This is a genomic window from Galactobacter valiniphilus, assembly GCF_003575975.1.
GTDB lineage: Bacteria > Actinomycetota > Actinomycetes > Actinomycetales > Micrococcaceae > Galactobacter > Galactobacter valiniphilus.
On record NZ_QQXK01000002.1, the window covers coordinates 131,475 to 152,909 of the forward strand.

17 protein-coding genes are annotated in these 21,435 nt (G+C 68.1%); 8 read left to right on the forward strand and 9 right to left on the reverse strand.

All coding sequences use genetic code 11. The features are described from left to right. Window positions 1-53: 53 nt before the first annotated feature. Together DWB68_RS01555 and DWB68_RS01560 are read left to right on the forward strand one after the other, a co-directional pair. Complete coding sequence (locus tag DWB68_RS01555) at window positions 54-1,592, forward strand: MDR family MFS transporter (RefSeq protein ID WP_199700348.1); 1,539 nt, start codon at window positions 54-56, stop codon at window positions 1,590-1,592. A gap of 371 nt (window positions 1,593-1,963) precedes the next feature. Continuing rightward, window positions 1,964-2,821: a fumarylacetoacetate hydrolase family protein gene (locus DWB68_RS01560; protein WP_407645628.1), complete on the forward strand. Its 858-nt coding sequence runs from the start codon at window positions 1,964-1,966 to the stop codon at window positions 2,819-2,821. A 149-nt stretch (window positions 2,822-2,970) separates the two neighbouring features. On the opposite strand, the gene DWB68_RS01565 is transcribed toward DWB68_RS01560, so the two are convergent. Then, window positions 2,971-4,854 (reverse strand): hypothetical protein, encoded by a 1,884-nt coding sequence (locus DWB68_RS01565; protein WP_119423370.1) that lies wholly within the window; start codon window positions 4,852-4,854, stop codon window positions 2,971-2,973. 135 nt (window positions 4,855-4,989) lie between these two features. Between DWB68_RS01565 and DWB68_RS01570 the strand changes: the two genes are divergently transcribed. Further along, a complete protein-coding gene (locus tag DWB68_RS01570) occupies window positions 4,990-5,316 on the forward strand; it encodes a DUF3024 domain-containing protein (protein ID WP_119423371.1) in 327 nt (108 codons plus the stop codon). Window positions 5,317-5,337: 21 nt separating this feature from the next. On the opposite strand, the gene DWB68_RS01575 is transcribed toward DWB68_RS01570, so the two are convergent. Next, complete coding sequence (locus DWB68_RS01575) at window positions 5,338-6,045, reverse strand: 8-oxoguanine DNA glycosylase OGG fold protein (RefSeq protein WP_119423372.1); 708 nt, start codon at window positions 6,043-6,045, stop codon at window positions 5,338-5,340. 64 nt (window positions 6,046-6,109) lie between these two features. Between DWB68_RS01575 and DWB68_RS01580 the strand changes: the two genes are divergently transcribed. The 3 genes from DWB68_RS01580 to DWB68_RS01590 are packed head-to-tail and all read left to right on the forward strand — an operon-like array spanning window position 6,110 to window position 9,725. Further along, the gene (locus DWB68_RS01580; protein ID WP_119423373.1) at window positions 6,110-7,627 is read left to right on the forward strand and encodes a type I restriction-modification system subunit M; all 1,518 of its coding nucleotides are present in this window, start codon (window positions 6,110-6,112) and stop codon (window positions 7,625-7,627) included. Between the two features lie 2 nt (window positions 7,628-7,629). After that, window positions 7,630-8,787: a restriction endonuclease subunit S gene (locus tag DWB68_RS01585; protein ID WP_233548558.1), complete on the forward strand. Its 1,158-nt coding sequence runs from the start codon at window positions 7,630-7,632 to the stop codon at window positions 8,785-8,787. Further along, window positions 8,784-9,725: a restriction endonuclease gene (locus DWB68_RS01590; RefSeq protein WP_267896913.1), complete on the forward strand. Its 942-nt coding sequence runs from the start codon at window positions 8,784-8,786 to the stop codon at window positions 9,723-9,725. Before DWB68_RS01585 ends, DWB68_RS01590 begins: the two co-directional genes overlap by 4 nt. Window positions 9,726-9,764: 39 nt before the next feature. Here DWB68_RS01590 and DWB68_RS16110 read toward each other — a convergent pair whose 3' ends face one another. The 5 genes from DWB68_RS16110 to DWB68_RS01610 all read right to left on the reverse strand — a co-directional run bounded on the left by DWB68_RS16110 (window position 9,765) and on the right by DWB68_RS01610 (window position 13,027). Then, window positions 9,765-9,917, reverse strand: a complete 153-nt coding sequence (locus DWB68_RS16110; protein WP_158588174.1) for a hypothetical protein — start codon at window positions 9,915-9,917, stop codon at window positions 9,765-9,767. 117 nt (window positions 9,918-10,034) lie between these two features. Next, complete coding sequence (locus DWB68_RS01595) at window positions 10,035-11,318, reverse strand: HipA domain-containing protein (protein ID WP_119423375.1); 1,284 nt, start codon at window positions 11,316-11,318, stop codon at window positions 10,035-10,037. Next, complete coding sequence (locus tag DWB68_RS01600; protein ID WP_119423376.1) at window positions 11,315-11,551, reverse strand: helix-turn-helix domain-containing protein; 237 nt, start codon at window positions 11,549-11,551, stop codon at window positions 11,315-11,317. The genes DWB68_RS01595 and DWB68_RS01600 overlap by 4 nt, the downstream gene beginning before the upstream one ends. An 88-nt stretch (window positions 11,552-11,639) precedes the next feature. After that, window positions 11,640-12,833, reverse strand: a complete 1,194-nt coding sequence (locus DWB68_RS01605) for a type II toxin-antitoxin system HipA family toxin (RefSeq protein WP_325048535.1) — start codon at window positions 12,831-12,833, stop codon at window positions 11,640-11,642. After that, window positions 12,830-13,027: a helix-turn-helix domain-containing protein gene (locus DWB68_RS01610; protein WP_119423377.1), complete on the reverse strand. Its 198-nt coding sequence runs from the start codon at window positions 13,025-13,027 to the stop codon at window positions 12,830-12,832. Before DWB68_RS01610 ends, DWB68_RS01605 begins: the two co-directional genes overlap by 4 nt. 257 nt (window positions 13,028-13,284) lie before the next feature. On the opposite strand from DWB68_RS01610, the gene DWB68_RS01615 reads away from it, so the two are divergent. Further along, a complete protein-coding gene (locus DWB68_RS01615) occupies window positions 13,285-16,743 on the forward strand; it encodes a DEAD/DEAH box helicase family protein (protein ID WP_119423378.1) in 3,459 nt (1,152 codons plus the stop codon). A gap of 135 nt (window positions 16,744-16,878) precedes the next feature. Next, window positions 16,879-18,186 carry a Fic family protein gene (locus DWB68_RS01620; protein WP_119423379.1) on the forward strand — a complete coding sequence of 436 codons (1,308 nt, stop codon included), beginning with the start codon at window positions 16,879-16,881 and terminating at the stop codon, window positions 18,184-18,186. 146 nt (window positions 18,187-18,332) lie between these two features. Here the strand turns inward: DWB68_RS01620 and DWB68_RS01625 are convergent, their stop codons facing one another. Continuing rightward, the gene (locus DWB68_RS01625) at window positions 18,333-19,754 is read right to left on the reverse strand and encodes an aldehyde dehydrogenase family protein (protein ID WP_119423380.1); all 1,422 of its coding nucleotides are present in this window, start codon (window positions 19,752-19,754) and stop codon (window positions 18,333-18,335) included. 34 nt (window positions 19,755-19,788) lie between these two features. Continuing rightward, the gene (locus DWB68_RS01630; protein WP_119423381.1) at window positions 19,789-21,303 is read right to left on the reverse strand and encodes a GMC family oxidoreductase; all 1,515 of its coding nucleotides are present in this window, start codon (window positions 21,301-21,303) and stop codon (window positions 19,789-19,791) included. Window positions 21,304-21,435 lie beyond the last annotated feature (132 nt).

Here is a 21,435-nt window from a genome sequence, read left to right on the forward strand (position 1 = left end):
CAAAATGAAGGCTCGCGCCCAGCGCCCCCTTCGCACGGAAACAGGTATCCCCCTTGAGTCACCCCGCCGCGGTCCCCGCAGCACCCAGCACGCTCCCCCCGGGCGTCGCCCGCACCATCGCCGTTCTCGCGACCAGCGCCTTCGTCATGATCCTGAACGAGACGGTCCTCGCCGTCGCCCTGCCCCAGCTCATGCTTGACTTCGCCGTGGACGCGACGGCCATCCAGTGGCTCTCCACGGGCTTCATGCTCACCATGGCCGTGGTCATCCCCACGACCGGCTTCCTGCTGCAGCGCTTCACGACGCGCGGCCTCTTCCTGAGCGCCATGGGCCTGTTCCTGTTCGGCTCGCTCGTCGCGGCGCTGGCCCCCGGCTTCTCCGTCATGCTCGCCGCCCGCGTCATCCAGGCCGGCGGCACCGCCATCATCATGCCGCTGCTCATGACCACCACGCTCAGCACCGTCCCGCCGGCCCGCCGCGGCGCCATGATGGGCATGAACTCCATCGTCATCGCCTGCGCCCCCGCCGTGGGCCCGCTGCTCTCCGGCCTCATCCTTGGCACCTTCGGCTGGCGCTGCATCTTCTGGATCATGGTCGTCATCGCCGTGCTGACGCTCGGCTTCGGCCTCGCCGTCCTCGCCAAGGGCGGGGCCACGCGCCGTGCGCCCTTCGACGCCCTCTCCGTGGTGCTCTCCGCCCTGGGCTTCGGCGGCGTCGTCTACGCCCTCGCCGCGGCGGAGACCGCGCTGACCGGTTCCTGGATCCCCGCCGTCGCGTCCCTGGCCGTCGGCGTCGTCGGGCTGGTCCTCTTCGTGGCCCGCCAACGCGCCCTCCAGCCGCGCGACGCGGCGCTCCTGGATCTGCGCCCCTTCTCCGTCAAGGTCTTCCGCCTCTCCGTCACCACCGTGGCGATCACCTTCGGCCTGCTGCTCGGCTCCGTCGTGATGCTCTCGATGGTGCTGCAGCAGGGCCTGGGGCTCTCCTCCGTGGCCGTGGGTCTCCTCCTGCTGCCGGCCGGCCTGATCCAGGCCGTGCTCGCGCCCTTCGTCGGCCGCCTGTACGACCGCATTGGCCCGCGCCCGCTCATCATCCCGGGCGCCATCGTCATGGCCGGCTCCATGCTGGCGCTGGCCGCCATCACCACGGGCACCCCCGTCTGGTACATCCTGCTCTTCAACACGCTCTACGGCGCGGGCATGGCCTGCGTGCTGACCGCGCTGCTCACCACGGCGCTCAGCTCGCTACCGCATCGCCTCTATGGGCACGGTTCCGCGATCATGAACACCTTCCAGCAGCTCGCTGGAGCGGCGGGCACCGCGATCCTCGTCGCGGCCCTGACCTTCGGGGCCTCGCGTGCCGCCGAGGCCGGGCCGGCGGCCGAGGCCTCCGGCGCGCGCCTCGCGTTCCTCGTTGCCGGGCTGCTGTGCCTCGTGGCCGTCGCGACCGCGAGCCACGTCCGGCCCGTGGGCCCTGCGCAGGAACCGCGCGGCGAGGTGCGGCTGGACGCGTCCGAGGCGGTGGCCGACATTGAGGCCGCCGGCACGCTCGAGACCGGCACCCTGGTGCGCGTCGAGGAGGACGCGCGCCGCTGAGCGCACGGAGGGCGGTGCTGACCGCGGCGCCCTCCCCGTCGCCACCACCACCTTGAGGCTAGGTCTGCGCTTCGAGGCGCGTTTCCCCCCCCGCTTCAAAGCGCAGGCCGCGCCTCAAAGCTGGGGGTCGAGGCTCGACGGCGCATGGCCGGGTTCAGCTGCCCGCGCTGCCGTTCGAGCGCGCCACACCGCCGTGCTCCATCAGCCTGGCGCTCCGCCGCCTTCGCGAAACTGCCGGATCGCTTCAGAACTGCCGCAACCTTCCGGCCATTCTGAAGCGATCGGGCAGTTTTGCCGGCAGGGTCCGACCACACGAACACGTGTGGTCACGATCACATCCACGGGTGTCCACTCAGCGGAAACGTGTTTCCATGAATGGCATGAAGCTCGCGACCCTGCGCACCGGCGCCACCACCCAGGCCGTCCTCGTCAACGAGGACGCCACCCTGTCCCCGCTGCCCGGCTTCGCCGATGTCGGGGCCCTCCTCGCCGCCAGCGAGACCGAGCGCGCGGCGGCCCTCGAGGGCGCGCAGGCGCCGAGCGCCACGCGTCTGCCCGCCGCCGAACGCGGCCAGCTGGCCCAGCCCGTGCTCAACCCGGCCAAGGTGCTCTGCATCGGCCTGAACTACCACGAGCACATCAAAGAGACCGGAAACGAGGTCCCCACCTTCCCCACGGTCTTCGCGAAGTTCGCGCTGACGCTCACGGGCCCGGACGACGACGTCCAGATCCCGGCCGAGGACCATCGCCTGGACTGGGAGGGCGAGCTCGGCATCGTCATCGGCTCCGGCGGCCGCCGTCTGAGCGAGGAGCAGGCCGCGGACGCGATCGCCGGCTACACCATCGCCAACGACGTCTCGATGCGCGGTTGGCAGGGCCGCACCGCCGAGTGGACGCAGGGCAAGATCTGGGAGGCAAGCACGCCGGTGGGCCCGTGGGTCGTCACGCCGGACGAGTTCGACCCCAACGCCCAGCTCACCACGCGTCTGAACGGCGAGGTCGTCCAGCAAGACTCGGTCGGCAACACCGTCTTCTCCCCCGCCGCGCTGGTCTCCTACCTCTCCACGATGATCACGCTGCAGCCGGGCGACCTCATCATCACGGGCACCCCGGCCGGCGTGGCCCTCGGCCGCCGCAACGAGGCGGGCCGCCACCCGTGGATGGTCGCCGGCGACGAGATGGTCGTCTCGATCGACGGCCTCGGCGAGCAGCACACGCGCCTCGTCTGACCCCCCGCCAGTGGCACAAAACCCCGCGCACTGCACGGGGTTTGGTGCAACCACCGGGGTTTCGCAGCTTGCCCAAGGCCCGACGCCGGGTGGTGACCTTCCGCTGGAAGGTCACCACCCGGCGTCGTGCGTTGGGTTCCGAGCCCGGCTCAGCCCAGCTCGTGGGCGTCCTGCAGGACGCGGACCACGTACCGCGCGCCAGCGGCCACCGGCAGGCGCAGGTCCGCGGGCACCGATACGCGGGTTCCGCGCTTGTCCCGCGTCACGTTCGCGACGCCGAGGTCGGCCAGGCCGCGCAACACAGGCCCGGCGTACACCTCGGCCCCGAAGCCGAGCCCCGTCGGCAGCACCGCCTCGGCGCCGCGTTCGATGGCCTCGGTCAGGGCGTTGATGACCACCCAGGCGGTGTAGCCCTCGCTCGGTTCCAGCACCTCGGGGGACGGCAGGATCGTGGCGGCGACCATCACGCGGACGAACTGCTCGATTTCTTCCGGAGCCAGCGGGTGCCCCGCCTTCTCGCCCGGTTTCACCCGCGTGCTGCTTGTCTCGAGAATCCCCATCTCGAGGAGCGTCGTCCACCAGTTCTCGAGGAGGGGGTGGTCCCACATGCTCGTGAGCTCACGCGGCCCCTCGGTGGAGAGCGACGGCGAGGCCACGCCCACCACATCGAGGCCAAGGAAGCCGCCGAGGGCCGCAATGTCGGCTCGCCGCACGCCACCGGTGGACGTGACCGGGCGCCCCTTGCCGACCCACTCAACCACCCGGGGGATGCCGCTCACGGCCGGGAGGATCAACTCGGCCGCGAGGCGCCTTTCCCGTTCGGGTTCCGACTCGGCCAGGACCATGCGGTGCACCAGGCCTTCGAGATCCCCCACCGGTTCCGGCCACGATGCGTGGTGGTAACCCGCATCCGACTCCGCGGAGGATCCCTCGACGATGCCGATGCAGCGGCGCAAGGCCGCCTGCCACTCCGGATCGTCCTGAGACTGGTCCACCCGGTAGTTCGCGTACCTGGGGATCGAGCCAAGGAGGATGAGGTGCTCCGCCCCGGCGGCCTCGTCGTCATCACCCGGAGGGAGGAGTGCCACGAAGGTGGCCAGAGCGCAGACGTCGGTCGGCGAATGCGGATCCAGGCCCGCCCCGCGCGCCACCGCGAGCGCCGCTTCGAGACCGAAGCTGTACATCTGGACGTCTTCGGTGTCATCGGCCTCGTGGCGCGAGTACCAGGCCACCGCGTTGTTGAAGAGCCGGGCGTCGGCGCGTCGCACCGTTGAGGCCTCCGTGCGGCGTTCCTTCTTGTGCGCCTTGCGGCGCTGGCGACCCCCGGCCGAGGGTTCCGGGGTTTCCAGCCGCGCCAGCGCGGCAGCCAGTTCTCCGGCCTCGCCGCGGCCCAGCTCCCCCCTCATCAGCTCCGTGACCGAGGTGTCCAGGCGCCTGGCTGCCGTGATCAGCACGCCGGCCAGGGCCAGCACGGCGCCCACCATGGCGTTGGCTCCGTTGTGCAAGCCGATGAGCGCCGCGGTGCTGGTCGTGGCACCGCCATGGCGCGCCTCGATGAGCGTGTGCGCGGCCGCCACTCGGAGCGCCTCTTCTCCGGCCGGTATGACGAAACCCTCCAGGGCATCAGCCGCCAAGCGATTCGACAGCACGCTGTCGAGCATCGCCCACGTCACTCCGCACACGTGTCCCACCGAGGGCGCGGTGTCCGTAGCCTGGGGGACGGCAGCGCTCAGCACCGCAATGCCGGTGCCTTCGTCCCCCATCGCTACCTGCTTGATCGCGGAGAAGACCAGCACCAAGGCGCGGACCCGTTCCTCACCGACGGGGATGAACAGCTCCATGTTGCGCCGCTCGCTGGCCGAGCGCAGGGCGGCGTTGAAGACGTCCAGGTCTTCCGGCGGATTGTTGAGGTCAATGCCCTCCGCCGCGAGCAAAGGCGCCAGTTCGTCCATGAGTTCTTGGGCCATGCCGGGCACGTGCTTGACGCCGGGCGGCAGGAAGGCGGATCCGTCGAAGGGTTCAGGGCGGGTCATGGCCTCAGACTACTGAGCCGGGTACGGCGACGGGAGACCCCGGCCGGCGGGGCTGCCGACTGTGTTGGCGCCCGTGCTCGTGCTCGCGCTCGTGCCTGCGCTTGCGCCTGCGCTCGCGCCTGACAGACTGATGGCATGGCCATCCGTGAGCAAGACCTGACCGTCATCCGCGCCTGGGCGGCGTCCTACGCGCCGGAGGGCGAGGACCGCCTCGGCCTGCGCGCCGAGGTGGACGGCCACCGGGTGACGATCGTGGAGTCGGTGCGCCTCGTCCCCGCCGTGGACCCGGCGGACACCACGATCGCCCAGCTGCGTTTCACCGCACTGACAGAGCTCTGGTCGCTCTTCTCCGCCGAAGCCTCGGGCGAGTTCCACGCCTACGAGCCGTGCGGCCCGGACGAGCGGGTCAGCACACTCCTCGCCGCGATCGACGCCGACGAGAACGGGCGCTTCTGGCGCTGACGCCCCGGCAGCGAGCAACGCTCAGCCGAGCGTGAACGCGGCGTACTCCACGGCGTCGGGCGCCACGTCCCACTCGATGGCGAACCGGTTCATCGGCGCCAGCGAGGCTCCGTACGTGCGTGCCCCGAATCCTCCCGCGGCGCTATGGATGTTCGAGGACTCGGGCTCACCCAAGCCGGCCAGCGTGCTGCGCACCCTCACGTCAACGATCAGGTGTGCGGCCGGCGAGGTGCGCGGGGCGCTGAAGTAGAGGAACTTCGTGAAGAAGTTGGGGCCCCAGTACTTCACCCGGTCATCGCCGTGGCGCAGCGAGTCGAACAGGGCCTCCGCAGCGTCCGGATCCTGGGCCCGGTCAAAGATCCGCACGGCAAGATCGTCGGGGCACTCGAGTAGCGCCTGCGCGCGCTTCCGCGCTAGCCGGTACGTGGTGCCGTGCCCCCACGCCAGCGAGACCCACAGCACCTCACGGGCCAGCCGCGAACGGTCCGCGCCCTCGCTATTGCGCGCGAGGTCCGCGAGCGCCCACAGCGCCTGGCGCGACACGGACCGACTCTGTGCATCCCATGCGGAAGAGCCCTCGATCAAGGCCGCCACGTTCTCGCCGGCATACTTCGCCCAGCGCTGCGGATCGACCTTGATGGCTTTCCCCAGCCCCTCGCCGCGTTGGGAGGCGGCCTGGGCGAGTTCGCGGAGCGAGGAGAGCTGCTTCGCCGGGGCGTCTTGAGTCATGCGCTCATGATGCCAACACCCACCGACCGTGAGAACCGTCCCCCGCTCCACCTAGACTCTTCTGGTGATCACAGGAACCCTCAAGAGCCAGGTCGACGCCGTCTGGAACGCCTTCTGGTCGGGCGGCATTTCAAACCCGGTGGAGGTGATTGAGCAGATCACATACCTGCTCTTCCTCAAGCGCCTGGACGAGCTGGAGCTCGTCAAGGAGCAGAAGGCCGCCGCGACCGGTCGCCCCGTGCAGGACCCCATCTTCCCGGTGGGCCGCGATGAGTTCCGCCGCGAGTACCGAGACCTGCGCTGGAACCGCTTCAAGGGCTTCAGCAAGGACGAGCTCTTCGAGGTCTTCACCGAGAGCGTCTTTCCGTTCCTCAAGGACCGCGTCACGCGCCTGAGCGACGGCACCGCCTCGAGCTACACGGCCCTCATGCAGGACGCCCGCTTCACCATCCCCGAGGCGCACCTCCTCCAGAAGGCGGTGGACCTCCTCGACGCGATCCCCATGAAGGACCGCGACACGAACGGCGACCTCTACGAGTACATGCTCGGCAAGCTCGCCACCTCCGGCACCAACGGCCAGTTCCGCACGCCGCGCCACATCATCAAGCTCATGGTGGACATGCGCGCGCCACAGCCGATGGAGGCCATTTGCGATCCGGCCGCCGGCACAGCGGGTTTCCTCATGGAGGCCGGCGAGTACCTGCGCGAGCACAACCCAGACCTCTTCTTCGAGCCGGAGCAGCGCGTGTTCTTCAACTCGGAGCAGTTCCACGCCTTCGACACCGACCGCACCATGATGCGCATCGGCGCCATGAACCTCATGCAGCACGGCATCGATAACCCGGTCCTGGAGCGCCGCGATTCCCTGGCCGAGGTGAACTCGGCGGACGTGGATCGCTACGACCTCATCCTCGCCAATCCGCCGTTCGCGGGCAGCCTGGACAAGGAGAACACCTCCAAGGCGCTCCTCAAGCTGGCCGACACCAAGAAGACCGAACTCCTCTTCATGGCGTTGTTCCTACGCCTGCTCAAGCCCGGAGGCAGAGCCGCCGTGATTGTGCCCGACGGCGTGTTGTTTGGTTCCACGAAGGCCCACAAGTCCCTGCGCCACGAGTTGGTGGAAAACCAGCAACTCGAGGCCGTGATTTCCCTGCCCTCAGGTGTGTTCAAACCCTATGCCGGTGTCTCCACCGCCATCCTCTTCTTCACACGCACCGACTCCGGCGGCACAGAGGACGTGTGGTTCTACGACGTCAAGGCGGACGGTTTCTCGCTTGACGACAAACGCAATCCCGTCGACACCAACGATCTGCCCACCGTGCTCGAGCGTTGGGAGGCGCTCCGCGGAGCAGATGCCGAGGCCGCCGGTGCCGAACGTGCGCGCGCCCGCACCGAAGCCTCCTTCGTGGTGCCGAAGTCCGAGATCGAGGCCAACGGCTACGACCTCTCGATCAACCGCTACAAGGAGATCGAGTACGAGGAGGTCCAGCACCGCGATCCGCTGGAGATCATCGCGGAGCTCGAAGAGCTGGAGAAGGAGATCGCCACGGGCCTGGCCGAGCTCAAGGGGATGCTCAAGTGAGGATGATGCCTGCAGCCGATCTCATCGCCAAGACGCAGAGCCTCCATCCGAGCAAACATCCTTTCGAACAATTCTCATACTTCAGCATCCCTGCCTACGACGCGGGCCAAGCTACGACAACCCCGGGCGGTGACATCGGCTCTGCCAAGCAACTGGTCCTTCCTGGTGACGTCCTGATCTCCAAAATCGTCCCCCACATCCGACGCGTGTGGGTGGTACCGCCTGCTTCTGAATACCGGCAAGTCGCTTCCCAGGAGTGGATCGTCTTTCGTTCGGCGGCTCACCACGCTCCTTGGTTGCGACACTTCTTGCTCAGCGAGGGGTTCCATCGCCAGTTCATGACGACGGTCGCTGGGGTGGGCGGATCGCTTCTTCGCGCGCGCCCTGTCGATGTTGGACGCATCCCAATCCCTGTTCCTCCGCTGAACGAGCAGCGCCGCATCGCGGACATCCTCGACCGGTCGCATGCCATGTTTGCTTCAGTCACGCACCGCTCGGAGCTCCTGGCGGAATTGCATGAGTCACTGTTTATCGCACGCTTTGGCACCACGCAACCATCCGGGCAGACGGTCGCAAACGTGGCGATGGTGGGACCCAATCGCATTCGCACAGGCCCGTTCGGATCACAACTCCTCAAGTCTGAACTCACTGATTCGGGCCCCGCTGTCTTGGGCATCGACTCAACAACGGATCACCAGTTCAACTCAAATTTCACCCGTCACATTTCGCAGAGCAAATTCGAGACGCTTCGCCGATTCCAGGTGCATCCCGGCGATGTGCTCATCACGATCATGGGCACCTTAGGTCGCACGGCGATCGTTCCCGATGACATTCCCGACGCGATCAACACCAAGCACATGGTTGCTATCACACCCGATCGCAACAAGATTCTTCCTGAGTTCTTGCAAGATTGGCTGCGTTTCCATCCTGCTTCATCGGACCACCTGGGTAGGTCGAAGAGAGGCGCAATCATGGGAGGCCTGAATATGGGACTCATCAAGTCCACACCGCTCGCGGTCCCGCCGCTGGCCCGTCAGCAGGAGTACGCCTCGCAACTGTCGCAGCTCAAGCAAGAGCGCATGCTCGCAGCGACAACTCGCGCCAAGCTCGAAGCCGCTGTTGCGTCTTTGTCTCATCGAGCATTCAGAGGGGCATTGTGAGGATCGAACCTGCACCTTCGACTCTCCCGCCGTGGCCGGGGTTCGTCGGCCCGATCCTCGACGTGCTCGCGAACTCCACCGAGGTGCGTCGCAAGGACCTCTCGGAGCAAGCCGTCGCCGGCGCCGGACTCACGCCGGAGGCCGCGGCCGAGATGCTGCCCTCGGGCAAGACCACACGCGCGTTGGACCGCGCCAAGTGGGCCATCATGTTCCTGGCCCGCGCAGGGTACATCGAGCCCGTCCGCCGCGGCATTTACTCCATCACCGCCGCAGGCCGCGCGTGGAATGAGCAACTCGAGCGGCCGATCACCGATCTCAAGTCCATCGAGCGCGAACTCGGCGAGCTTTGGAAACTGAACACCCCGTCGTCGGGCAGTGAAACCGCGCCCGCCCCGGCGGGCACGGCCGTGGCCGAATCGACCCAAACCCCCACCGAGCAGGTGGAAGAAGGCATGGAGCGACTCCGTGAGCAGCTCGCGGCCGAGCTCCTGGACAAGCTGCGCACCAGCGATCCGGACTTCTTTGAGGACGCCGTCGTGAAGCTGCTCCTCGCGATGGGTTACGGCGGTGCCGAACAGCGCGGCAAGGTGACCGCGAGTACGGGCGACGGCGGCGTGGACGGAGTCATCGACCAGGACGCGCTGGGGCTGGACCAGGTCTACGTCCAGGCCAAGCGCTACTCCGCGGGCAACAATGTCGGCCGCCCTGAAGTGCAAGGCTTCGTCGGCGCGCTGCACGGCTTCGGTGCCTCCCGCGGCGTCTTCATCACCACGAGCGCCTTCAGCCAGGGCGCGCTCGAATACGCGCACGGCGTCCCAACCCGGATCATCCTGATCGACGGCCAGCGCCTCGTAAACCTCATGATCAAGTACAAGGTGGGCGTCCAGGTGAAGACCACCTACGAGGTCGTCGAGATCGACGAGGACTTCTTCGAATAGAGCGGGCGTGGGACTCCCCGGAGTCCCACGCCACTGCGATCACCGCTTGGCGCAGTGCCCGCACAGCGGGTAGCCGCCGGTCCCCTGGACGATGTTCCAGCTGGGGATCTGCCGACCGCTCACGCAGTCGTTCTGGTTGTGGTGGACGTCCGGATCGGTCGGATTGGACGAGTGAAACGCAGCAACCTTCACGAGAAGCCTCCTGAGGCTCAACCTTCACCACACCTTGTGGTGTGATCAGCCTGAACCGAACCCCCGACAGAAAGATCTCTCGGGGAGTGCCGACGCCGACGCCCACGTCAATGGCACTCAGGCGTCCACTCGGGTGCACAGCGAGAGTTGAGAGAGCCCGTCGTCCAGCCGCTGCGCGAGCTCAGGCTGTCCGAGGCCCTCCGCGGCGGCCGTCATCGCTCCGCGCACGCCGCCGAGAATCCGCTCCACCGTGGCCTCGGACTCCGCACGGGTGAGGCCGAGGCGGACACCCTCCTTGACGAGGCCTCGCAGGCTCATGCGCTCGAAGGCGTATTCACCATCGATCGACATGGGGAAGAACGCCTCGTCCAGGCCCTGCAGGTTGCCCAGGTGCGCCGCCGCTGAAATGAGGTCATACAGGGGCGCCAGCGACACGGCGTTGCCGCGCAACATCACCGAATAGTTCTTCGCGTGCGCATCCGTTCCCAACACCCCGACGTTGAAAACCAAGGCCTCGAAGAATGCCTGGCCCAACTGCCGGCGATGAGCGGGCGCTGCGCTGACGAACAGCCGCGCGATGGCGCCGACTCCGGGCCCGCCGTCGCGGTGCTGATACTTCTTCCCCGGCTGCACAGCCAACGCCTGACACAGGTCTTCCTGGTGCAGGCGGACCACTCGGTTGTGGCGCATTTCCCGGTCGTAGCGCTTGACGACCAGCACGCTCAGATCGCCAGCCGACGGCGTCCACAATGCCGTTTCCGCGACGTTGAGGCCCAGCCTGCGCGCTGCCTCCATCGTGGCTTGCTCCACCACGTCAAGGTCTTCCCACGTCTGCTCGGCCGTCATCACCGGCTTGAGTAAGTGCGTCGTCGCCACGCCTACCCCGGGAGGCAACCAGGCGCCGTCATCCCGTTGGGTGAGGGCGATCTTGGCCTGGGCACCGGCCACGCTGAACCGGAAGCTCTCACCAGGCAGGACTTGTTCTTGCCTGTAGGCTTCTAGCGCCTGGCGCAGCAATCCCTCAACCTCGCCCTCTGTCAAGGATTGCCCAGCGCGGACGTCCACGGCCTCGGCATCGGTGGAAGGCACGCTTGGCGGCAGAAGTTGGAGAGCGCCCGCAACATCTCGGCCGTAGTGGCCAAGCAGACCGTTCAGGGAACCCGCGCTGGTCCCGGCCGCCCTGGCCATGTTTTGCAGGGCCTCCCTATTGTCAGGAAGCAATCCCCACAGAAAGGCCGACGCCGGTTTGTTGCCGTGGCGCCCCCGGCGTGGGTTCATGGACAGCGACAGCGGTGTGGCATCCGATCGTTCCGGTTCGTAGTTGAAGGACACCTGCCCGTTCGTGAAGCGGAAGGTACCCCAGAGCGCACCATCGAGATACGCGAGCAGTTCGGAGCTCATGCCTCCGCCTCACCCACATAGAACGATTGGCCCAGGACGGCCAACACCTGCATGTACCTGGCCACGGTTCCCGAGAAGCGTCCACCCTCCGCGTCGACGAGCCACTTTCGGGAGACTCCGGCTTCGGTGGCCAGCTGGGCCTGCGTGAGACCCGCTTGCCGCCGCAGTCGCGCGAGTTCAGCCCCTAGATCGTCCGGGGACAGGACAGAGACGGGGTTGTCCGGAGCCTTCATCGCTCAAATGTAACCGATCCTGCACATTGGGTAAAGCGTAGGATCGGTTACATTTCACGATGTCACCAATCCTACACATTTGGCACTATCACTCGAGCTCGCGCCTCCGCGCGGCAAGTTCACGCTCGGCCCCGCGCCGGACCGATCCCTCACATGGCAACGCGTCCCAGTCCACGCCGGCCGCGGCCGCAAGCACCAGCCGTTGCGCGCTGGCCGCGGCCTTTTGGTTCAGCCCGATGGCAGCGGCGAAGGCCGCCCAGTGCCGAGCCCGCAGATCCATAGCTTTTCCGTCCACGGTGAGCGCCATGCTCTTGTCGCCATAGACCCAGGTGCATGGCACGTCGTAGATCGGCGCCACCGCCCAGCTGCCATCGGGCTGTTCCAGCAACGAGACGTTCTTGGCATGCAGATCCCCATTCCCGGTCAACCAGGCAAACAGGAACTGCAGGTAGAGATTGCGGGCGGCGATGAGTGGCGCCTTGGCCACCCCCGCCAAGCCAAGCACCACCTCCTCGGAACTCACCGAGTACTTGGCCGCCGGCAAGATCCCGAGCACCTGCCCGGCGTCTTCCAGAGCAAGCCTTCGCACACGACCACCCTCGGTCACCCGGTCGAAGCGAGACACCGCCAGCCCCGGCCGGCCGCTACGGTCCTCCACGAGCGCCGCGTCGGCCACGGGCAAGCGCAAGGCGCGGGCCGCCTCGAGGTGCGCGGCCTCATTGAGCACCAGATGCGGGTGATCCGCCGGGTCGATCTTGAGGATGGCCTCACCGCTCTTCCACTTCACCGGCGTGGAAAGCATGCTCGCGCTGAGCTTGGCCTGCACCCCCGCCAGGCCCGTGAGATCCGGCTCCTGCATCAGTTCAGCAAAATCGGCCTCAGCAGCACTACCCACCACCGCGGCCACGTCAACCTCGCGAACGGGCGCGGCACCAGCAGGCACCACCTGCACGTCCCCCGGCAGATCCTCGCCGACGGCCAGGAGCAGGCTCAGCTCGTCGTCAGGACTGGCCTTCACCGCCCCGCGCAAGACGTTGAGCCGATGACCCTCCGGCAGCACTCCGGCGAAGAACGCCGGCAGCCCGCCACCGGTGGTTGCCACCGCCTCGGCCCCCACAGGCAGCGTCGTCGCCACGGCCGGTCCCGCGTAGTCGTCCGCGTACTCGAGCACCACGCCGCCGTCCGGGCGCCGAGTCAGGGTCGCGGCAAGTACGCCGCGCTTCAACACCTCCGCCGCCTGGACAAGGCGCAAGTCCTCGAGGTCCCGCCCCAAGGCCGTCACGGGATCACCTCCAGCCGCACTCCCACGGCGGCCGCGGCGGCCAGGACGGTCGCGAGCGACGGCGTGCCCGTGCCGCGTTCCACCTGCCCCAAGGTCCTGGTGCTGACGCCGATGAGCTCCGCCAGCTCCTCCTGGGTCACTCCCAGCGCTTTGCGGGCTCGCTTGATGCGCGCGCCGATCTCCATCGCGTCCATCAAGTCCCCTTTTCTGCACTTTTCTGCCGATTCAGTCATTGTCGGTCGAGAGTTGGGCGAAAGTCGAGTCTTTCTGCAGAAAAGTGCAGATTTCGCGAGTTGGGCAATCGAGTCGGTCCAACTTCGCACAATTCGGCAGAAAAGTGCAGATTCTTCGCGCAGAGTCCGCCCGCCACCATCGTGACGCCCACCACGCGCCGTCGCCCCTTCCGGCTACCCTGTTCACAGGAATCGCGTTCCCTTCCAAGGAGAAATGCATGACGCCGCAGGGCGAGCAGGCGCAGGGCAGCAACTTCGACTTCCTCGAGGGCCGCTGGGAGCAGGTGCTCGCCGAGGCGAGCACGGCCGAGCGCTACACGCTGGGAGACCCCCGCACGGGCCTGGTCTACACGCGGCGAGCGCTCGAGGCCCTCGTCGACTGGATGTACCGCGCCGACCAGGCCCTGGTGCTCCCTCTGCAGGACAGCCTCAACAACCGCATGACCGCCCCGGAGTTCGTGCGCACCGTCCAGGCACCCGTGCGCGACCTCATGCACGCCATCCGCAAGGCAACCAACAATGCCGTCCACGGCACGTCCACGGTGGCCGGACCCACCGCCCTGAAGAACCTCGTTGACTTGTGGCAGATCGCCCTGTGGTTCGCGCGTCGCTACGCGGCTTCTGAAGCCCAGCGCCCCGTCATCGGGTTGCGCTTCGACCCTGACCACCTCAAGCAGTACACCGCAGAGCCTCAGCTGACCGCACCGGAGCGCGCCAAGCTCCAGGAGGACCTGGCCGCCAAGGATGCCGCCCTCGCGGCCGAGCGGGAGCGCGCGGCGGACTACGAGCGGCGGATCGCCGAGCTCCAGGCCCAGGTGGCCGCGCAGACGGCCGCCAACCAGAAAATCCCGGACACGGTTGACTACACCGAGGCGGCCACCCGCGAGTTCATCGACCTCTACCTCCGCGAGGCCGGTTGGGACCCCGCCGGCCCCAACGTCCGCGAGTTCGAACTCAACACCATCCCCACAGCGGACGGCAGCAACGCCGGCCACGGCTTCGCTGACTACGTCCTCTGGGGAAAGAACGGCCTGCCCTTGGCCGTCCTCGAGGCCAAGCGCGCCTCCAAGGACGCCCACGCCGGCCAGCAGCAGGCCAAGCTCTACGCCGACGGGCTGGAGGCCAGGTTCGGCCAGCGCCCCGTCATCTACTTCAGCAACGGCTACCGCCACTGGATCTGGGACGACACCCGCTCCCCGGAGCGCGAGGTCCTCGGCTTCCACACGCAGGACGAGCTGCAGCTCATGGTGGACCGTCGCACCGACCGCAAGCGGCTGAGTTCCCAGCCGCTGCCCGAGGGCATCGCCGACCGCCCGTACCAGCAGAAGGCCATCCGCGCGGTGGCCGAGGCCTTCGACGGAGAAAAGCCTCGCCGCCGCGCCTTGCTCGTCATGGCCACCGGCACGGGAAAGACCCGCACCGTCATCGCCCTCAGCAAACTTCTGCAGGACGCCCGTTGGGTCAAGCGCATCCTCTTCCTGGCCGACCGCACGGCCCTCGTCACCCAGGCCGCCCGCGCCTTCGGCACCGTCCTGGAGAACTCCTCCCCCGCCGTCGTCGGGCAGTCAAAGCCCGAGGATCTGGCGGCCAGCCGCCTCCACCTGGCCACCTACCCGGCCATCATGAACGTCATCGACGCCTCCAGCGAGGGCCGCCTGAGCGGCCCCGACTGGCGCGGCGTCGGCTACTACGACCTCATCGTGGTGGACGAGGCGCACCGCTCCATCTACCTCAAGTACAAGCAGATTTTCGACTACTTCGACGCCCTGGTGGTCGGCCTGACGGCCACGCCGCACGCGGAGATCGACCGCAACACGTACTCGCTCTTCGGCATCGAGGACAACAACCCCACCTCCGGCTACGAGCTCAACGAGGCCGTGGCGGACGGCTACCTGGTGCCGCCGCGCGTCCTGGAGGTCGGCACGCGCTTCACGCGCGAGGGCGCCCGCTACGACGAACTCTCCGAGGCCGACAAGGAGGAGTGGGACCAGAAGGAGTGGGACGACGACGGCGAGATCCCCGAGGAGGTCGCCGCCCCCGAGCTGAACAAGTGGCTCTTCAACGAGGCAACGGTTGACCACGTCATCAAGACGCTCATGGAGCGCGGCGATCACGTGGCCGGCGGCAACCTCATCGGCAAGACCATCATCTTTGCCCGCAATCAGGACCACGCCGACTTCATCCACGAGCGCATCAATCATCACTACCCGCAGTACAACGGGCACCTCTCGAGCGTGATCACCTACCGTTCGTCGCGGTCCCAGTCGCTCATCGACGCGTTCTCCAAGCCGTACGAGGGAAACAAGAAACCCACCACGGCACAGATCGCCATCAGCGTCGACATGCTGGACACGGGCATCGACGTGCCCGACGTGGTGAACCTCGTGTTCTTCAAGCCCGTCTTTTCCAAGGCCAAGTTCTGGCAGATGGTGGGGCGCGGAACGCGCCTGCGCCCGGGCCTCTACGGACCGGGCCAGGACAAGACCCACTTCCTCATCCTTGACGTCATGGGCAACGTCGAGTTCTTCAACGCGGGCCTGGACGCGGCCGGGGCCGCCCTCCCCAAGAGCCTCGCCGAGCGCACCTTCGCCACGCGGTTGGGCCTCCTGGAGGCCGCGGAACAGCGGATGCCCGACGACGCGTTCACGAGTGAGTTGGCGGCTCACCTCGCCCGCCAGGTGAGTGAGTGGCCGGAGGCCAACTTCGCCGTGCGCCCGCACATCGAGGCGGTGCGGTCCTTCGGCACGCCGGGCGCCTGGCGCGGGCTGGACCTCGAGGCCGCCGGACGCGCCCGCGCGGACCTTGCCCCGCTCGCTGCGCTCTCCTCCGGGGAGGGTGCGGAGGAGTCGCAGCGCTTCGACCTGCTCGCGTTGCAGGCCCAGCTGGCCTCCCTCACGGGAGACTCGGCAGCGGCCGCCGCGGCCGGCAAGCGCCTGGTGCAGCTGGCCCGAGCCCTGCAGGATCAGGCAAACATTCCGGTGATCCAGGCCAAGCTCCCGCTCATCAACTCCGTCGTGGAGGCCGACGCGAGCGAAGAAGAGGAATGGGTGGACGCCGATCCCCGCTGGCTCGAGCGCGTGCGCAAGGGCCTGCGCGAGCTGGTCCCGCTGATCGAGCGCAAACGCCGCAAGGTGGTCTACGCCAACTTCGCGGACGAGGCGCAGGAGACCACCGAGGCCGAGCTGGTGGGCGTGACCGAGTCGGCGTTCGACCTCAGCTACTACCGCGAGCGCGTGCGGCTGTTCCTCGAATCGCAGCTGGAGAAGAGCTTCGCCTTGCGCCGGCTGCGCTCGGCGAAGGCCCTCACGCCGGATGACCTCGCGGAGCTTGAGCGGCTGCTGCTCGAGAGCGGCGCCGGAAGCCCCGAGGACCTGGCCCGCGCGGCCGAGGGCGGGCTCGAGCTCTTCATCCGCTCGCTCGTTGGGCTTGACCAGGCCGCCGTCATGGAAGAGCTGTCCGGCTTCATGGCCGGAAGCACCCTCACCTCGCGCCAGCTGAGCTACCTGGAGCAGGTGGCGCGCATGCTGGCCAAGGGCGGTGCGGTGGACGCTGGAGCGCTCTGGGATCCGCCGTTCTCCGACGCCTACCCCGGCGGCCCGACCGACCTCTTCCCTGAGGACAAGGTCACCTACCTCTTCGAGGTCGTCAACCGCATCGGCGGCAAGCGCGCTTCGTAGGTTCGTAGGTTCGTAGGTTCGTAGGTTCGTAGGTCAGCGAACTCTTCTTCTCGCAGTTAACCTTGATCACGCCCACACTCTGTGAAACTTTAAGATTGTAAACTTTCACAGAAGTGCATCGGCGAAAGGATAACCATGGGCCGGCTTGTCGAACGGCAGTGGGTGTCCGATGTGCGTTCCGGGTCCACGGCGGACACCGCCAGCGGCACCTACACGCCCTACGAGCCAGATCGCCTGACCCTCCTGGCTCTCGTCCCCACGCCCGAGCTTGCCGTCCGGCTTCAAGCGCTCGAACGCCGAATCCAGGAGCTCTGCGCGCGGGAGAGCGAGGCACTTTCCTCCCTCTCGCGCTTCCTCACCCGCTCCGAAGCCATCGCCAGCTCAAGGATTGAGGGCGTCGCTCCGTCGGCACAACAGGCGGCACTGGCCGAGCTGGGGCTCACTGAATCGGTCAAGGGCCTCTCCGAGCAAGCCAAGCTCGTTGCGGCAAACATGACGGTGGTGCGCGATGCCGTGGGTCGGTTGAGCTCAGCAGACCGCCTCACCGTCGAGGACATCGTCGAGCTTCAAGCCGCACTCCTGGTGGAGGATCGACGCCACCACGGGTTGCGAACCCAACAGAACTGGATCGGAGGTGGATTGTGGTCACCTGTCCACGCTGAGTTCGTCCCTCCTGAACCCGAAAGCGTCCCGGAGCTCATGGAGGACCTCGTGAACTACGTGAACGGCTCCGCCCACGGTGCACTCCTGCAGGCTGCGCTGGTGCACGCCCAGTTCGAGACGATCCATCCGTTCACGGACGGCAACGGGCGAGTGGGCCGTGCCCTCATCCACACCGTCCTCGAACGGCGGGGGCTCACCCAGGGCGCGGTGATTCCCCTCAGCATGGTGCTGTCGACGCTCTCCAACGAGTACGTGGAGGGGCTCACTTCCTTCCGCCATCTCCTGAGTGCGGGGAGCCCCGAGGCTAACTCCGCGGTGCTCGTCTGGCTGGAGACCTTTGCGCGCGCGGCCGAGATCGCCGTTGACCAGGCCGATCTCTTCGCCCGCGAGGTCACCGACCTCAAGGGCAGGTGGGCGACGCGGCTCTCCGCTCATCGCGTCGAGAAGGGGCTGCGAGCTCTCCCGCGTGCCGATGCCGCAGTAGCCAAGGTCCTCGCGGCACTCCCGGAAGCGCCCGTCGTCACCACAGCGACGCTCAAGCGCATTCACAGCATCACGCCACAGGCAGCAGGTCAGGCCCTGGATGAGCTGGCGGGCGCCGGCATCCTCAGCCGAAAGAGCATCGACAGGGGCGCCACGGCGTTCATCGCCAGGGAGGTGCTTGACCTCATCACGCTCCGCGAGCGCGCGCTCGCCAGTACCCGCTTCGACACCCGCCTCTCCGCTCCGCAGGTTCCGGCTCCGGCTCTCCCGCAGCAAACCCCGGCTTCACATCCCTAACACCCCGCCCGTTGCACAAGACCCCGCGCATTGCGCGGGGAAAGTGCAAGCACCGGGGTATCGCAGAAAACCAAACGCCCGACGCCGGGTGGCAACCTTCCAGCGGAAGGCCACCACCCGGCGTCGGGCATTCAAAGCAAGAGAGCTCAGGAGGCCGTGAAGGACCCCGCGGCACCCTTGATGGAGACGGGCTGCGCGCATTCGAGCAGGCCGGCCTTGGAGAACTCCACGCCGAAGCCGGACTGCTTGGAGCCGCCGAAGGGCACGCGCGGGTCGATCGCCCCGTGCTCGTTGATCCACACCGTGCCGGCCTCGAGGCGCAGGGCCACCTCGCGGGCGCGGTCAGGCGACGGGGTCCAGACCGAGGCGCCGAGGCCCACGTCCAGGCCGTTCGCCATCTCGATCGCCTCATCCAGCGAGGAATAGCGGATGATCGGCAACGCCGGCCCGAACTGCTCCTGCGCCACGAGGGGGTTGTCGTTGGGCAGGTCGGCCACGAGCGTCGTCGGGTAGAAGTAGCCCGGCGTGGATTCATCCGGGTCGCCGCCGACCAGCACGCGGCCGCCGCCGTCCTTGGCCGCCTGCACCAGCGAGGCCACGATGTCGTACTGCTTCTTGTTCTGCAGCGGACCCAGGACGTTGTCCTCGGAGAGGCCAACGCCCATCGGCATGGCCTGGGCCACGCGCGTCAGCTCGGAGCAGACGGCGTCGTACAGGGAATCCGGCACGTAGAGGCGCTTGAGCGCCGCGCAGGTCTGGCCCGTGTTGATGAACGCGCCCCAGAAGAGGCCCTCGGCGATCGCGGCGGGATCGGCGTCGTCCAGGACGATGCCGGCGTCGTTGCCGCCGAGCTCCATGGTCACGCGCTTCACCGAATCGGCGGCGGAGCGGATGATCGCCTTGCCCGTAGCGGTGGAGCCCGTGAACATCAGCTTGTCCACGCCCGGGTGCGCCGTGAGCGCCTCGCCCACGTCGCGGCCGCCCGGCACCACGATGAGCACGTCGGCCGGGAGGGCCGTGTTGATGACCTGGGCCAGCGCCAGCACGGAGAGCGGCGTGAACTCGGAGGGCTTCATGACCACGGTGTTGCCCATGCGCAGGCTGGGGGCCAGCTGCCACACGGAGATCATCATGGGCCAGTTCCACGGGCCGATCGCGCCGACCACGCCCAGCGGCTTGTGGTGCACCTCGGCGTAGGTGGCGTCGTCGTTGACGATCACCTCGGGCTCCACCGGCACGGCGGCCGTGGCGCGCAGCCAGGCCACGGCGCCGCCCACCTCGAAGCGCGCGTTGGGGCCGTTGAGCGGCTTGCCCTGCTCGCGGGAGAGGATGACGGCGAGCTCCTCGGCGTTCGCCTCGATCGCGTCGGCGGCGGCGTTCAGGAGCTCGACGCGGCGGGCGTCGCCCAGCACTGCCCAGCCGGGCTGCGCCGCGCGGGCCGCGGCCACCGCGGCGTCGAGCTCGGCGACGCCCGGCTCGGCCACGCGGCCGACCGGCTCGCCCGTGGCCGGGTCGAGGATGGTGCGCCCGCCGGAGGCCGGCTGGATGGAATCAAGAAGAGTGCTCATGTTCGGCTCCGTTTCGACGGTGTTGGCCAGGCGCTCAGGCGCCAAGGAGAAGGTCGGCGGACTTTTCGCCCACCATGATGGCGGGGGCGTTCGTGTTGCCGCGCGGGACGGTGGGCATGATCGAGGCGTCGGCGACGCGCAGGCCCGCCACGCCGCGCACGCGCAGCTGCGGATCCACGACGGCGTCGTCGCCCACGCCCATCCTGCACGTTCCGACCTGGTGGTGATAGGTCCCGGCCAGAGCGCGGACCAGGGAGCGGATCGCGTCGCGGTCCGCGGGGGCGGAGGACGGGACGTACTCGCGGGCCACGAACGGCGCCAGCGCCTCGTGGCCGCCGATCTCGCGGCACATGATGACGGCGTCGACGAGCGCCTCGACGTCGTAGTCCTCGGCGAGGATGTTCGGGTCAACGATCGCCGCCGCGGCCGGGTCGGCGGAGGCGATGCGCAGCGTGCCGCGGGAGCGCGGCGCCACGAGGCCAGGCGCAATGGTGAAGCCCTGGGCGGGCGCGTCGCCGCCGTCGGTCGGGTACGGCAGGTGCAGGAAGAGCGGCTGCAGGTCCGGCGCGTTGTCGTCCGTCTGCCGCGAGTGGGCGAACAGCTGGGACTCCAGCAGGTTGTTGCGCCCGGGGATGAGCGGCGAGGGCGACTCATAGATGTTGCCGACCAGCAGGTGATCGTGCAGGTTCTTGCCCACGCCGGGCAGGTCCACCACCACGTCCACGCCGGCGGCGGCCAGGTCGGCGCGGTCACCCACGCCCGAGCGATGCAGCACGGCGGGCGAGCCGATCGCACCGGCGGAGAGGATGATCTCGGCGTCCGCGGTGGCCACGAGCATCTCGCCGCCCACGGAGTACTCCACGCCCACGGCCTGGCCGCCCTCGATCACCACGCGGTGCACCAGCGCGTCCGTGGTCACGGTGAGCAGCGGCGAATCCAGCACGGGCACCACAAACGCCTGCCAGGCGCTGTGGCGCTTGCCGTCCTTGATCGTGGCGTGGTTAAAGCCCGCGCCCTCCATGATCTCGCCGTTGAAGTCCTCGGTGAGGGGGTGGCCAAGCGCCACGGCGGCGTCGACGAAGGCCTGCGCCGCGGGGTGGCGATCGCGCAGGCGGGAGACGTGCAGCGGGCCGCCGGCGCCGTGGAACGCGGACGCGCCGTCCTCGTGGTCCTCGGAGCGCTTGAAGAGCGGGAGCACGGAGTCCCAGCCCCAGCCGGTGTTGCCCTCGGCCTCCCACGCGTCGTAGTCGTCGCGGTGGCCGCGGATGTAGATCATGCCGTTGAGCGAGGAGGAGCCACCCAGCACCTTGCCGCGCGGCCAGAACAGTTCGCGGCCTGCGGCGTGTTCCTGCGGGGTGGTCATGACGGCCCAGTCGTTGGGGCCGGTGAGCAGCGCGGGCCAGCCCTGGGGGCTGTGGATGTTCGGGTCGGTGTCCACCGAACCGGCCTCGATGACGTGCACGCTGTGTCCGGCGTCGATGAGCCGCCTCGTCAGCGAGCTGCCGGCCGATCCGGCGCCGATGACGATGTAGTCGCTCTGCTGCGGCATGCTTTCCTCCTGCTTCGGTGCCGGCGCGGGTTCCCGGCGTGCCACCAGCCTGGCCCGCGGCCGCCCGCCAGGCATGGGCCTGACGCGCACCGCCGTGTGCACCACACGCACTCCTGTGATGCGCATCACGGC

What these genes read in the sequence shown, in the direction of transcription:
- DWB68_RS01560 (WP_407645628.1), top strand. Translation starts at nt 1,964, where the DNA reads ATGAATGGCATGAAGCTCGCGACCCTGCGCACCGGCGCCACCACCCAG.
- DWB68_RS01565 (WP_119423370.1), bottom strand. Translation starts at nt 4,854, where the DNA reads ATGACCCGCCCTGAACCCTTCGACGGATCCGCCTTCCTGCCGCCCGGC.
- DWB68_RS01570 (WP_119423371.1), top strand. Translation starts at nt 4,990, where the DNA reads ATGGCCATCCGTGAGCAAGACCTGACCGTCATCCGCGCCTGGGCGGCG.
- DWB68_RS01575 (WP_119423372.1), bottom strand. Translation starts at nt 6,045, where the DNA reads ATGACTCAAGACGCCCCGGCGAAGCAGCTCTCCTCGCTCCGCGAACTC.
- DWB68_RS01585 (WP_233548558.1), top strand. Translation starts at nt 7,630, where the DNA reads ATGATGCCTGCAGCCGATCTCATCGCCAAGACGCAGAGCCTCCATCCG.
- DWB68_RS01595 (WP_119423375.1), bottom strand. Translation starts at nt 11,318, where the DNA reads ATGAGCTCCGAACTGCTCGCGTATCTCGATGGTGCGCTCTGGGGTACC.
- DWB68_RS01600 (WP_119423376.1), bottom strand. Translation starts at nt 11,551, where the DNA reads ATGAAGGCTCCGGACAACCCCGTCTCTGTCCTGTCCCCGGACGATCTA.
- DWB68_RS01610 (WP_119423377.1), bottom strand. Translation starts at nt 13,027, where the DNA reads ATGGACGCGATGGAGATCGGCGCGCGCATCAAGCGAGCCCGCAAAGCG.
- DWB68_RS01615 (WP_119423378.1), top strand. Translation starts at nt 13,285, where the DNA reads ATGACGCCGCAGGGCGAGCAGGCGCAGGGCAGCAACTTCGACTTCCTC.
- DWB68_RS01620 (WP_119423379.1), top strand. Translation starts at nt 16,879, where the DNA reads ATGGGCCGGCTTGTCGAACGGCAGTGGGTGTCCGATGTGCGTTCCGGG.
- DWB68_RS01625 (WP_119423380.1), bottom strand. Translation starts at nt 19,754, where the DNA reads ATGAGCACTCTTCTTGATTCCATCCAGCCGGCCTCCGGCGGGCGCACC.
- DWB68_RS01630 (WP_119423381.1), bottom strand. Translation starts at nt 21,303, where the DNA reads ATGCCGCAGCAGAGCGACTACATCGTCATCGGCGCCGGATCGGCCGGC.